Below are 12,939 nucleotides of genomic sequence, written 5' to 3'. Positions count from 1 at the left end.
ATGAGCGCGCCAAAAGATTCCAATAGAAGGAGAACTGTGGATGTCCCTGTGCCAGTGGATGCCCTGCTGTTCGGCGGAACTCCGAGGGGTCCTTACGCCACACCGTACTAGCCCATTGCAACATGACCCCACCCTGCCTGTCCACTAACAAAGCGAAATCATGAAATTCGGGTCAAGCGGCGTTCGAGGATTGGCTTCGGAATTGGTCGGCAAGGCCAGCGGACTTTATGCCGAAGCTTTCGCTTGGCGTTTGATTTCCAGCCGGGTTCAGCCGAATAGTTCGGTCTTCATAGGCCGCGACCTACGTGACAGCAGTCAGGCGATAGCCGACAATTGCATGGCGGGGTTGGCCGCAAATGGTTTCCAGCCGATCGATTGCGGCACCATACCTACGCCTGCCCTGGCACTATATGCATGCAAACACGGCGCGGCGGCTCTTATGGTCACCGGGTCGCACATTCCAGCCGATCGCAATGGCATCAAATTCTATGGCCCGAATGGTGAAATCAGCAAGGCGGATGAGGCCGCGATTACGCGCTTTGTAGCCGAAAGATCAATTGCGTATTGCTTACCAACGGCTTGTCTGGGAACGACGTGGCCTATGCACCGTGAAGAAGCGATCGCGTCTTATCGAGAGCGCGCCCATGACATGCTGGAGCCGGGCTCACTTTCCGGCATGAGACTTGGTGTCTATCAGCACAGTTCGGTCGCGGCGGAACTGTTGGTACAGGTTCTTCGATCGCTCGGTGCCAGCGTGGTCGCCGTCGGGAAAACCGGGACCTTCGTACCTGTCGATACCGAAGCCGTGGACGCAGCAACAATCGCAAAATTGAAGAAGTGGGTCCGCGAATTCGGTCTCGATGCCATCGTGTCGACCGATGCGGACGGTGATCGGCCACTCGTCGCTGATGAAAATGGCGATCTTCTTCGCGGCGACCTGGTTGGGCTTGCAACGGCTCTTTTCCTGAAGGCAGACACGATCGTGACGCCAGTGACCTCCAATTCGGGAATTTCGAAGGCCTTTGGTTTCGCGGTCCAGAGGACGAAAGTCGGGTCTCCATTTGTCATTGAAGCAATGGAAGCATCACACGGCGCCGGCGGCGTCATCGTCGGCTTTGAGGCCAATGGTGGTTTTCTGCTGGGCTCGGATTGTGCGGTGAATGGGAAGACATTGACTGCACTGCCGACGCGGGACTCATTCCTCCCGATCCTGGCCGTCCTCGGTACCATGGCGTCGACAAAAAAGAAGCTGTCGCGACTGCGCGGGCTTTGGAATCTTCCTGTGTGCGCCAGTGACCGGCTTCAGAACTTCCCTGCGGAAAGTTCACGCAGATTGATGGATCATCTCGCAAGCCGGAACGCACTGCAGCACTTTCTTGCCTCGTTCGGGACCGTCGCCGAAGTTGACGAAACCGATGGCCTCAGGGCGCGGATGCTTTCAGGTGAGATCATACATCTGCGGCCTTCCGGCAATGCCCCGGAACTGCGCTGCTACTCGGAAGCTTCGACCGAGAGCAGGGCCATGGCGATCGTCGCCTCGACGCTGCAAGGGGCACAGGCATTCGCGCTTACAGACGAGATAGAGGACCTTTGATGAAAGTGGTTCCGGTCATCATCAGCGGTGGAGCTGGTTCGCGGCTCTGGCCCGCCTCAAGGCAATCGCACCCCAAACCTTTCCTCAAGGTGGCGGATGGACTTTCGCTCATCCAGCACACCGTGTTGCGCGCCGCTTCGATGCAGCATGTCGTGGAGCTTGTTACCGTGACGTCCACGGGGCACCTCTTCCTTACGAAAGACGTTTTCGACGAGCTGGATTCCGTTGTTTTGCCACGCACCTTTCTGCTTGAGCCTGAGGGTCGGGATACCGCCGCCGCCGTCGCTGCGGCAACCGTCCATGCCAAGGCAACACAGGGTCCCGATGCTGTTCTGTGTATTTTTCCCGCCGACCATATGATTGGTGATCTGCCCGCATTTCAAACCGCCATGAACCGGGCAATCGAACAGGCGCAGCAGGGGCGTATCGCAACCTTGGGCATAACCCCGGATAGGCCAGACACCGCATTCGGCTACATCGAGGCCGACGGTGAGAAAGTTGTCCGGTTCGTCGAGAAACCGAACGCCGAGACTGCCAAATCTTATGTCGCGTCCAAACGTTTCTTCTGGAACGCCGGCATCTTCTGCTTCAAGGCACAGGTCATGCTCGACGAAATGGCTGCGCATTGCCCGGAGGTGATCGATGCCGTTCTCGATAGCTATGATAACGCTCGCGTCAGCCACGGCGAACATGTTGCCAGCGTCGAACTCTCATCTGAGCACTTCGCCATGGCGCCGCGTATTTCACTCGACCGAGCGGTGATGGAAAAAACCCACAATCTCTCCGTCGTTCCCTGCGAAATGGGGTGGAACGACATTGGATCTTGGAACGCAATGGCCGAACTGGTCGCCGCTGACGGGAGCGGCAACAGGATTCGCGGCGATGTCCACGTGGTCGACACCGTGGGCAGTTACATAAGCTCGGACAAACGCGTCATCGGCACCGTCGGCATCAGCGACCTGGTGATCGTGGATTCCCCAGATGCATTGCTTGTTGCATCCCGTGATCGCGTCCAGGACGTCAAGAAACTCTTCGAGGGCCTCAAGGCTGCGGGACATGAAGCGCATTTGCTTCACAGTACTGTGCACCGGCCCTGGGGCACCTACACGGTTCTGGAGGAAAGCGAGCGCTTCAAGATCAAGCGCATCGAGGTGAAGCCGGGCGGACGCTTGAGCCTGCAGATGCACCATCACCGCTCCGAGCACTGGGTCGTGGTCAGCGGCACTGCGAAAATAGTCAACGGCGACCAGGAGCTACTCCTGACCACTAATCAATCCACCTATATCCCTTGCGGCCACAAACACCGGCTCGAAAACCCCGGCAATATCGGACTGGTGATGATCGAGGTCCAAAGCGGCGAGTATCTCGGCGAAGATGACATCGTGCGGCTTGAGGACGTATACGGTCGAACCTGACAGTCCAACGTCACATGCCCTAGGGTGGCTTGCAGACCGAACCTGCGTCGGCATGTGGGCTGTCAGGCGACCGGCTGCTAGGGGAGGCAAACCAGAACAGGTTTTATGAGTACGGCTAGTGAGCGATGTCGAACGACAGGCTGGCCGAATTGTTGAGACGGCAGTTTTCCGGCGAGATTGTCAGACGACACTTGCGCATCCGCTGCAACGGCATGCGCTGCTACAGCCGCTCGAGTTGCGGAAGGTGATCGGCAATATCAGTCGATCAGGTGCGCGATAAGGTTCGTTGCCATGTACGGCAGGCGCGACATGAGCGGCCTGGCACTCTGACGGGGTAGGCCAGCATGCGCCGGGCTGACAGGCGGGGGCCCGGAAGAGAAACGCGGCACCGGCTGACGAAGATAATACGCTCCTGCGCGCCGGTGACGGACCGGGGCCATTAGACGTAGGCGCATCGCTATCGCCATGCCAAGTGAACAATCCTATTCGGGCTGGGCAGATGGACGGTAATTCCAGCTTTCGACGGCGTTGACTTCGTCGATGCAGACCGGCCCCGATGCACCGCAGTCCTCGCATTTCATCACAACGCGCGCCTCGTCCGTCTCATATGGCCTAACCTCGCAGCTTGTGCAGAACGGGCAAGGGATCGCTTTCATCGTGACGAACCTTCCTGATGGCCTCGGGCGGTTTCGCCGAAATCTTTCGTCTAAGCCGCTCGACTTCGCAAGAATTGATCGTTGTGCCGTAGTTCGGCGCCACCATCGGGTAGGGATATTTTGTCCACATGCCCTCGTACCGGCCGGTGTGCCAGTGCAGCTGTTCGCTCGGATTCTCTCGGAACTTTGTGATCCATTCATCGTGCACGGCTTTGGCAAAGTGATGCGCCTCTCGGTCGCGACTTATGCTCGTTCATAATGGCCGCCGGCGCGCCACGTCCCGGATCATTTCCATTTTCTAAGCGGTGTGTGAACCGGATAAATTCCCACTCGCGCTCAAATTCGACAGGCACCCCTGCGTATGTTTCGCTTGGCCTCCTTTGGTCTTTTGTTCCCAAGTTCTTGTGGCTTCCTTGGGACCCATCAACGCGGCTAGCCGGTTCTCTCTATCCACAGATCTGGCCTCTCGTGCGGGCCAAGGTTACATCCGCGTCGCCCAGCATGAGGCCGATCTTCCGCAGAGCGAATCGACTCCGTAGAAATAAGAATTCTGACACCGCCCGCCGCCGTAAGGGTATTGATATACCCGTGGGATTTTGATCCGACCTGGCAGGCGGCGGGTAATCTTCAGAGGTCGACGTCAGGCAGCGTTCGGGATACCCGAGATTTCATCGAAGATACTCTCAGCCACGCCAAGCGCCCGAGCGATCCGATCGCGATAGCCCTTGTCGAAACAATGGCCAGATTCGATCAGCCCGACCTCCTCGACTGTCAGACCGCTGGTCACGGCAATGTCCTCGGTCGAATAGCCAAGATGTTCCCGATATGCCTGAATTACGGGTTTTCCGTTTGAGATTGCGGTAAGCACTGCCTCGGGCAGCGCGAAAGGCGTTGCGGTCATTTTGCCTCCAAATGCAGAGAACGGCCATTCGATAACTCGAAACAAGCGGCGGCCGATGTTGAAATAGGATGCCGAAACAGCCCGAGCCGGCGGCATCCAAAAATGCGATCACTCTCGAACGTGTGAGAGGCGCTGCGCTAATATGGCGGCCGCCGCCGTTTAGATCAAGAACCTTGGCCCGCTTTACGACGATTGCTCCAGTGGCCACAATTCGACGACACAGTTTGCAGCGCCGTCATCACGTTCACATCGATGATTGCGAGGCCCCTTTCAACGCGCGCCGGCTTACCGGCGCGATTGAGGAGCCGCGCGATCTGGCGGTCGGGCACTAGGCGCACCAGCTCGCGGACCAGCGTCAAAGTATCTGCGGGGACTGTCTAGCGATGCTTGCCGGCGGCGTTCATCTTGAGCTGTACCGTGTGGTCCCCTCCCGCCCATGCAGGAGGCCCGGCGCCCATCGGACAAGACGCTGAGGGACCAACATTTCTCTGTTTCAGCCCGACTGTTGGCTGTCAGATTCGCGACACCGGAGTAGGGCTGCGCTTCGCTGCGACTTCGTTCAACCTATTGAATGATGACCAGAAAATCCCCCGGAGGTTCCCTCTGCTAAGTTGGCACGACTTTTGATGCTTCTCGAGAGGCGACAGGAGATACCGACTGGCGTTCATCGTGGGTGACATCGCGCGCAATGCAACGAAGGAAGACAATATGTCAGGTCCGCGTCAGAATCGATTTTATGCAAGGAGGATTGCCGCCTTTAGCGCAAGGCGTTCACGAACCGCATATCAACAATGGCTTCCGTGCAAAACGCAGGGAGATCACTTGTGAAAATCCTATTCACTACGGTGGCTGTCGCGTTGCCGGCCATCGCTTTTGCTGCGCAAACGATCCCCGTATACCTCAGAGAAACGGCACGGGCCACCTTCAAGGCTCTACCGTCCATCACGCCGACAGTCGCCAACAACCCGATCACACCGGAGAAGATAGCCCTAGGCAAGGCAATGTTCTTCGATCCACGCGTCTCGGCGTCGGGCGTCTTGTCGTGCAATTCGTGCCACAACTTGGCCACCGGGGGCGACGACAATCATGAAAGCTCGATCGGCCATGGTTGGCAGAAGGGACCGCGCAACGCGCCGACGGTACTGAACGCTGTCTTCAACATCGCGCAGTTCTGGGATGGTCGTGCTGAAGACCTAAAGGCTCAGGCCAAGGCACCGATCCAAGCCGCTGTCGAAATGGCCAACACACCAGGTCAACTCATCGCCACGCTCAAGTCGATGCCGCAATATGTCGAGTGGTTCAATTCAGCTTTCCCGGGCGAAGCCGATCGCGTCACCTTCGAAAACGTCGCCAGGGCAATCGAAGCCTTTGAGGCGACACTGGTCACACCGGCGCCCTTCGATGCCTTCCTCAACGGCGATGACGCCGCTATGACTTCCGAACAGAAACAGGGCCTGACGCTTTTCATGGACAAAGGCTGCTCGTCCTGCCACGGCGGTATCAACGTGGGTGGGGAGGGCTATTACCCATTCGGCCTCGTTGAAAAGCCCAGCACCGATGTTCTGCCGGAAAACGACAAAGGCCGATTTGCCGTCACCCATGAAGCCGACGATTCCTATGTTTTCCGCGTGGCGCCGTTGCGCAACGTAGCACTCACCGCGCCATACTTTCATTCGGGCAAGGTTTGGGATCTGAAACAGGCCGTCGCCATTATGGGGACCACCCAGCTCGGCCAAGAATTGACGGAAAAAGAAGTCGACCTGCTCGTTGCCTTCCTTAATTCGCTGACCGGAAAAGTACCGGAGGTCGCCTATCCCATCTTACCCGCCGAAACCCCGACAACGCCTCGACCTGTATTGCATATCCCCGCGCAATGATTGGCCGGAACTGGCTAGGGAAGGTCGCAATCAGGAACGATTGCGACCTTCACTGGGACGAGACGATCATGACTTTCCGGCGAGGCCTATCCAACTGGAGAGCGAGGTGGACTTTCATTTCCGAATTCAATTGAAACGCTAAATGAAAACCTGACCGTCGACGCCCACATGCGTCACGACAGCATGACCGCCTTGCCGGCCAGTCGATCAGACGCTCCGACTAGCCGACTGTGTCGTGATATGTCGCTGCATGCACCCCCCGCCTTAGATTCGCTGCCAAGCTCGCAACCACCTGATCGAGCCATCACGGACAATATTCCGCGCGGCGTTGGCGTGCGCCCAGCAGAAACCGGATGCCTTCAGATCCACCCCTTCAAAACGTGCTCGATGGCGTTGCGACGCGCGAGCAGCTGTTCCAGCTCTGCAAACGCACCGATATGAAAACAAAGCTGCGACCAGCCAGCGACGTGGCTCGAGCATTTGTCAATGTACACCGCAAGTGCCGCTTGCTCTCGGGCTATCTCATCCATATAGCTCGGCGCAACCGAGGAAGCGCCAGTTGTTCAGTCTTCATCAGCCGCGACCTCCTGTGCAATTCGTTCTAACAAGGAAGAAACTATGAGGCGGCAGACCCGACCGTTCACTGTGGAGGTCAAACAAAAGCGCAATTATCAAAAACGGGGCCATTCCATCTGGGGCGATGTCGATCTCTCCGCAGCTATAGCCGACACAACAAGGGAGCTCAAAGACATGGATCTGCCAAATCGTCGGCTGATTGACTCTAATGTCATAGCCCTTGATGCTGAACACGCGCACAAACCGCGAGCGGAGTATCTCATGGCAAATCCCCTAGACGCTGAATCAGTAGAAACTGCAACCGAACACGCTCCCAAAGGAAGGACGCCTGAAACGAAGAAGAAAACCCCACCGTCGCGGAAGGCAAAGACTGAGCCCGGTCGCAAGAATGGCGCCAATACGGCGTCCCCGGCGAAGGAAGCAACAGCAACAGCAGCGGCCGTGCGGAGCGCCCGGAAGGTCTACTCCGGAGAAGAGCGCGCCCAGAAGCTCGCTCAGGTCGAGACGTCGATCAGCGGCGGCACCACTCTCAAGAGTGCCGTAAAGCAGGCCGGTATATCGGAACAGACCTATTATCACTGGAAGAGGGCCGCGGCGCCTAGATCCGATGGCGACGATCTGAAGGACCTGGTCGCCCTCGAGAAAGAAAACAAGCGATTGAAGAGCCTGCTCGCGGAACGCCTGCGCACAGAGAACGCGGAACTGAAGAGGAAGCTAGGGCTGCAATAAGGCTTCAGAAGATGCCGCCCTTCGACCAGACGGATCGTAGAACTGTGATCGAAGGCTCGCCGGCTGTCGGATGGACGGAAATTTCGCGCACCAGCACCCTGATGTGCGGGTGGATGGCACCGGGCTTGTGGATTTTCCGCGAGGTGGGCAGTTCGGCCTGCCTATTTTACAAGGTTTTCGTGCATCGGACCTCGCAAAGCGCCCGTACGTTCTACGCCAGTATGAACTGATCAGGCTCAATGGGTCACTGCGCCGCGAAAGCCAGCAATATCTCAGGCCCTTGCCGGGACTCTCCTAGTGAATGCGTCAAATCGAGCGGGCGATTGGCCATCTTGTTAAGCGCATTCGGCTCGCGGCGGTCATCGGCGGCCGGTCGAACCCGAGGGACGCTCGCGCATGTGTCGGCGACAAACCAAGCTCCGGAAACAATGGGCGGATTAAGGGGACCGCCGTGCCGTCGGACTAATGATCAATCCAGCGCGGCGAATTCCTTATTGCGAGCACGGCTCGACAGGTGGCGAGCACGCCCCTGTGCTCGTTGATCTGGTCCAGTATCGCGGCCGAGACAGGAAAACCACTCCTGGCGGATTACATGGCAAGCACGTGGTGAATCAGGTAGCGGTGAATACGGCCGAAGGCGAGGATGGCGGCGGCGATGACGGCATCAAGGTTTACGCTGGGCCTTGATCGAAGGCCACCATTCCATGATGGCCGCGGCGGATTGTCAGCGCGATGTCAATGGGACGCGGATGCTGCGGGATTATAACCCACCCATGCACAGGTACTTCATTTCGAGATAATCCTCGAGGCCGTGGCGCGACCCTTCACGACCAATCCCTGATTGCTTCATTCCGCCAAAGGGTGCGGCCTCGGAGGACATGCGTCCCGTATTGATGCCGACCATTCCGTATTCGAGGGCTTCAGCCACGCGCCACACACGCTTTAGATTGGAAGCGTAGAAGTAGGCTGCAAGACCGTAAATCGTGTCATTCGCCTCGCGCACCACCTGGTCGGGATTGTTGAAGCGGATTATGGGAGCCAGCGGTCCGAAGGTTTCTTCCTGAGCAACCCGCATTGTCCTTTCGACGTCGGTGATCACCGTGGGCTCAAAGAAGGTTCCCGATTCGCCGATACGGTTGCCACCGCAACGGATCTTCCCACCCTGCCGCACAGCATCGCGAATATGATCTTCAATCTTTGCAAGCGCGCACTTATCGATCAGGGGACCGATCGAAACTTCTGGCTCGAAACCGTCACCGACGCGCAATGCACTGACGCGCTTGGTGAATTTGTCGCAGAATTCATCATACACGCTGGACTGTACGTAAAGCCGATTGGCTGAAACGCAGGTCTGGCCGGCATTCCGAAACTTTGCCTGTACCGCACCATCGACGGCAGCGTCTACGTCTGCATCATCAAAAACAATGAAAGGAGCGTTACCACCAAGTTCGAAGCTGGTTCTTTTGATCTGGTCCGAACACGCCCTCATGAGCAGCCGCCCTACCGCGGTCGACCCCGTGAAGCTAATCTTGCGGACCTTCGGGTTCGAGCAAAGTTCACGCCCAACCGCATCGCCTTCCGATGCGTAGATCAAGTTTAGAACGCCATCGGGAAAACCTGCCATCCGGGCAAGCGTGAACATAGCACCCGCGACAAGCGGTGTTTGCTCCGCGGGTTTCAGAACAATCGCGCAGCCGGCGGCAAGCGCCGGCGAAATCTTGCGAGCCACCATCGAGGCGGGAAAATTCCAAGGAGTAATGGCACCGACAACACCGATCGGCTGTTTGATTACCAGCATACGCCTGTCGTTAGAAGGCGGCGAAATCGTCTCGCCATAGATGCGATTGGCCTCCTCGGCATACCATTGGAGGTAGGCTGCAGCATGGGCGATTTCAGACTTCGCCTCTGCAAGCGGCTTACCCATTTCGGCCGTCAAAATGGCTGCAAGATCCTCGCTGTGGTCGAGGATCAGTTGGTGCCATTCCCATAAGATGTCGGAGCGTTCGCGCGCGGTGAGCGCCGCCCAATGTTCCTGCGCAGCTTCGGCCTTGTCGATTGCCAAGGAAACGTCCCGGACATCCATATCTGGAAGCTCAGCCAACAGCTCGCCTGTTGAGGGATTGAACACCGAAAAGCGCCTCGTGGCTTGCTCCGCATTCCGACCAGGCACACCGGCCAGATCGTCAAATAGCTCGGGATTTTTGAGACGTCTCGTCAGCGACTGTGTCACGGTCAAACCGTGGTCCCCCTTCATGGCTAAGTTACTAGCTGCGCTAATGTACTAATAAGCACACCTTGTGCCGGACGATCGGACGAGATCGACCGGCCCTCCGTCTTTGCAAAAGCAGCTTCCTGATTAGCCGAGAGCAATGACAGCCTCAATCTCGATTCGCGCTTCGGAAAGCTTTCACTTCATGACAGGCACACGCGGGACGGGCTCGTGAAGAGCATCGCGAACCCCTTTTGCGGTGCTGTCACGTTATTTGAGGTACGGGCGCGCAAGTTCCCGCTGTGGCTTTTCAGGCAAGCCGATAAGCAACGGCCCCTGTCGCGTCCGCTCTCGTTTTCGGTACGGAAGGTGGGAATTCTCTGCTCGGTTGTTCAATCCTTTGTGCGATCGGTGTTCCACGTTCGGCATGACCTGGCGTCTTGCCGCCCCGTAGGAGCGCAATTTGTCGGTGATCCGCTTTGGCGCGATGCCCTGGTTCTTCAGAAGCCGCATCAGCAAGCGCCTGGCAGCCTTGGTGTTGCGGCGCGTCTGGACGATCTCGTCGAGCACATAGCCCTCTTGATCGACTGCTCGCCACAGCCAGCATTTCTGACCGTTGATGCCGCACCACGACTTCATCGAGATGCCATATATCGTCCTTCGCCGGCGCCTTCCCACGTAAACGACGCGCATAGTTGGGTCCATGCTCTAATAAGGAGTTTTCGATTTCCATCATCAACTCCAGTTCCCGAGTTGCATCCTTGCCGGGACGCTGCGCGGATGAGGTCGCTCCCATGCATGCGGTCCTACGGAACCGCGAACACCAGTTCGACCCCACCCGTTCCAACGCAAACATGCGGCGATCCTTGCAATCGACCTCGGAGAGAACCCTGAGCCCGGCAGGCGCTGCACCAACGAGGAGAGAAGGAGCCTATTGACGAAGGCGATTAGAGAACTTCCTGAGACACGATCTCCGTTCGCAACGCTGCTGGCTATGCAACCTCTGCTGCACCGCCTCAACACTGGCGCATAGCTGGTCGTTTTGCGCAAACCACTTCGTCTACTGGGCTTCTCCAACCATTTGGGAGATGGATGGGTCTATCCAAAAAACTAATTTTAACTCTCTGTGAAAGCAGCATAGCACATCCCTGCCGTGCGCCGTGATTTCTGCGCGGATATCGGTCCGGATGCCGACTCGAGTTTAGGGCTGCGCCGGAGAGGCATAACATTGGTCTCGCCCTCGTGACGAAGGCACTGCGTTGATGAGAGCCCCTCATTTTGAAGGATTCGCAGGAGCAAAGAAATGCACATTCTCGATATTAACCAAATGACCCAGATCTTCGTGTATTCGCTTGAGATGGTTGTAATCTTCGCAACGTTATGCGCCGCGCTGGAGCTAACCTTTCCGGCTTATCGATACAGTTTTGCTTCATACGCTCGCGGCGTGCGAAATTATATTATTCGCCTCGGATGTGGTGCCTTTATGTGGCACTTCTACGCTGTGAGCGTGGGCTGGTTAGGGATAAAGCCGCTTGTAACGATCAATTTCGGTACGTTGCTTCACTCTGACAACGCAATCATTAATAATGGATTGGCCGTCCTTTCAGGCGTTTTGGTCGCGATTGCCGGCGACTTCTTCTACTACTGGATGCACCGCGCTCAGCATGCTGTTCCATTCCTCTGGCGCATGCACGCTACTCACCACTCGATCCGCGAATTGACGGCATGGAATTGCCATCATCACATTTCCGAGCCACTCGTTGCCGCAGGGTTGGTGTCACTACCACTCACGCTGTTCCACTTCGAATCTGGCGTAGTGCCTTTTGTTGCCATGACGCTGATTACTTTTCAGGTCCATCTTTCACACTCTAGCACCCGCATCAATCTTGGGCCGCTTCGATATATCATTGGCGACAACAAGTTCCACCGCATTCACCACTCGTTGGAACCCCATCACCAGCGCCGAAACTACGGGTTCTTTACAACTATCTGGGACACGATTTTTGCAACGGCATACTGGCCAAAAAAGAACGAGTGGCCGGAAGTTGGCCTCCGAGACCAATCCGAGCCGCTCACCGTGCGCGATTTCGTTATGTTTCCATTTGATCGACGTCGCTGGCGTAGAGCTAAAGTCGGAAGTGGTGAAAAGGCTGGGAATTAAACGAACGCAGCTTTACGCTTCTAATCCGATTGTCGAGGTCGGAACCCATCAACTGGACCTAGAAGGGGACGGATCCTTGGCGCTGGCCTTATCGGAGACGTAGGATCTGGAACTACCACAGGTGGGCAATGCGCGGACGACTGGCCTGCCACGGGTAGTTTCCCCCACCTGAGGAGTCCGGCCTCGATTGAAGGACGGACTGATGAAGAGAAAGCGGTTTACGGAAGAGAGCAGATCATCGCGGTTCTGCGTGAGCATGAGGCGGGAGCAAAGGCGGGCGACCTGGCGCGCAAGCATGGGATCTCCGAGGCGACGCTGTATAACTGGAAGGCGAAGTATGACGGGATGGACGTCTCCGATGCCAAACGGCTGAAAGCCTTGGAAGACGAGAACGCAAAGCTGAAGCGCGAGCCCCAAACCTTTTCCGACCGGCTCCATTCCAAAAAAAGGGGGCGGCATTGCTGCCGCCCTTCGAGATTGGTGAGAGGCGCGGACCTTAGAAATCCATGCCGCCCATGCCGCCCATGCCGCCGCCGCCCATGCCGCCAGTCATGCCGCCGCCAGCCGACTCCTTCTTCGGAGCCTCGGCGATCATGGCTTCGGTGGTGACCAGCAGGCCGGCGACCGAGGCCGCGTCCTGGAGAGCCGTGCGCACGACCTTGACCGGATCGATGATGCCCATGGCGATCATGTCGCCATATTCGCCGGTCTGGGCGTTGAAACCGAAGGTCGCGCCCTTGTTCTCGAGGATCTTGCCGGCAACGATCGAGGCTTCTGCACCGGCGTTGGCCGCGATCTGGCGGGCCGGAGCCTGCAGCGCA

12 protein-coding genes and 2 pseudogenes are annotated in these 12,939 nt (G+C 57.4%); 8 read left to right on the top strand and 6 right to left on the bottom strand.

Annotated features, from left to right (window positions below):
• Window positions 1-160: 160 nt before the first annotated feature.
• Together CN311_RS23280 and CN311_RS23275 are read left to right on the top strand one after the other, a co-directional pair.
• Window positions 161-1,594 (top strand): phosphomannomutase, encoded by a 1,434-nt coding sequence (locus tag CN311_RS23280; protein WP_097576035.1) that lies wholly within the window; start codon window positions 161-163, stop codon window positions 1,592-1,594.
• A complete protein-coding gene (locus CN311_RS23275; RefSeq protein ID WP_027055671.1) occupies window positions 1,594-3,009 on the top strand; it encodes a mannose-1-phosphate guanylyltransferase/mannose-6-phosphate isomerase in 1,416 nt (471 codons plus the stop codon). The genes CN311_RS23280 and CN311_RS23275 overlap by 1 nt, the downstream gene beginning before the upstream one ends.
• A gap of 1,296 nt (window positions 3,010-4,305) precedes the next feature.
• Here the strand turns inward: CN311_RS23275 and CN311_RS23265 are convergent.
• Both CN311_RS23265 and CN311_RS32310 read right to left on the bottom strand, forming a co-directional pair.
• A complete protein-coding gene (locus CN311_RS23265; RefSeq protein ID WP_032918242.1) occupies window positions 4,306-4,662 on the bottom strand; it encodes a helix-turn-helix domain-containing protein in 357 nt (118 codons plus the stop codon).
• A gap of 68 nt (window positions 4,663-4,730) precedes the next feature.
• Window positions 4,731-4,925, bottom strand: coding sequence for a hypothetical protein (locus CN311_RS32310; RefSeq protein ID WP_133117243.1), 195 nt, complete (start codon window positions 4,923-4,925; stop codon window positions 4,731-4,733).
• Between the two features lie 432 nt (window positions 4,926-5,357).
• Between CN311_RS32310 and CN311_RS23260 the strand changes: the two genes are divergently transcribed.
• On the top strand, window positions 5,358-6,443 hold the full coding sequence (locus CN311_RS23260; protein WP_097576033.1) for a cytochrome-c peroxidase: 1,086 nt from the start codon (window positions 5,358-5,360) through the stop codon (window positions 6,441-6,443).
• A 359-nt stretch (window positions 6,444-6,802) separates the two neighbouring features.
• Here the strand turns inward: CN311_RS23260 and CN311_RS33045 are convergent, their stop codons facing one another.
• Entirely contained in the window at window positions 6,803-6,973 is a 171-nt protein-coding gene (locus CN311_RS33045) for a hypothetical protein (RefSeq protein ID WP_208866565.1), read from the bottom strand.
• An 88-nt stretch (window positions 6,974-7,061) separates the two neighbouring features.
• On the opposite strand from CN311_RS33045, the gene CN311_RS23250 reads away from it, so the two are divergent.
• From CN311_RS23250 to CN311_RS32305, 3 genes are all read left to right on the top strand, one after another.
• On the top strand, window positions 7,062-7,748 hold the full coding sequence (locus tag CN311_RS23250) for a transposase (RefSeq protein WP_097576031.1): 687 nt from the start codon (window positions 7,062-7,064) through the stop codon (window positions 7,746-7,748).
• Window positions 7,749-7,759: 11 nt separating this feature from the next.
• Window positions 7,760-7,978, top strand: a complete 219-nt coding sequence (locus CN311_RS33040; RefSeq protein WP_208866564.1) for a hypothetical protein — start codon at window positions 7,760-7,762, stop codon at window positions 7,976-7,978.
• A 235-nt stretch (window positions 7,979-8,213) separates the two neighbouring features.
• Window positions 8,214-8,435 (top strand): hypothetical protein, encoded by a 222-nt coding sequence (locus tag CN311_RS32305; RefSeq protein WP_133117242.1) that lies wholly within the window; start codon window positions 8,214-8,216, stop codon window positions 8,433-8,435.
• 73 nt (window positions 8,436-8,508) lie between these two features.
• Here the strand turns inward: CN311_RS32305 and CN311_RS23245 are convergent, their stop codons facing one another.
• Window positions 8,509-10,002: an NAD-dependent succinate-semialdehyde dehydrogenase gene (locus CN311_RS23245; protein WP_051355484.1), complete on the bottom strand. Its 1,494-nt coding sequence runs from the start codon at window positions 10,000-10,002 to the stop codon at window positions 8,509-8,511.
• A 291-nt stretch (window positions 10,003-10,293) separates the two neighbouring features.
• Window positions 10,294-10,660: pseudogene (locus tag CN311_RS23240) on the bottom strand (IS6 family transposase); the annotation flags it as partial.
• A gap of 600 nt (window positions 10,661-11,260) precedes the next feature.
• Between CN311_RS23240 and CN311_RS23235 the strand changes: the two are divergent.
• Both CN311_RS23235 and CN311_RS23230 read left to right on the top strand, forming a co-directional pair.
• On the top strand, window positions 11,261-12,118 hold the full coding sequence (locus tag CN311_RS23235) for a sterol desaturase family protein (protein WP_097576030.1): 858 nt from the start codon (window positions 11,261-11,263) through the stop codon (window positions 12,116-12,118).
• Between the two features lie 202 nt (window positions 12,119-12,320).
• A pseudogene (locus CN311_RS23230) lies at window positions 12,321-12,526 on the top strand (transposase); the annotation flags it as partial.
• A gap of 88 nt (window positions 12,527-12,614) precedes the next feature.
• Here CN311_RS23230 and CN311_RS23225 read toward each other — a convergent pair.
• On the bottom strand, window positions 12,615-12,939 hold a 325-nt coding region (locus CN311_RS23225; protein ID WP_280954048.1), incomplete at its 5' end, for a TCP-1/cpn60 chaperonin family protein.

This window comes from Mesorhizobium sanjuanii, assembly GCF_002529485.1.
In the GTDB taxonomy this organism is placed as follows: Bacteria; Pseudomonadota; Alphaproteobacteria; order Rhizobiales; family Rhizobiaceae; genus Mesorhizobium; species Mesorhizobium sanjuanii.
This window is presented reverse-complemented; position numbering and strand designations above follow the sequence as displayed.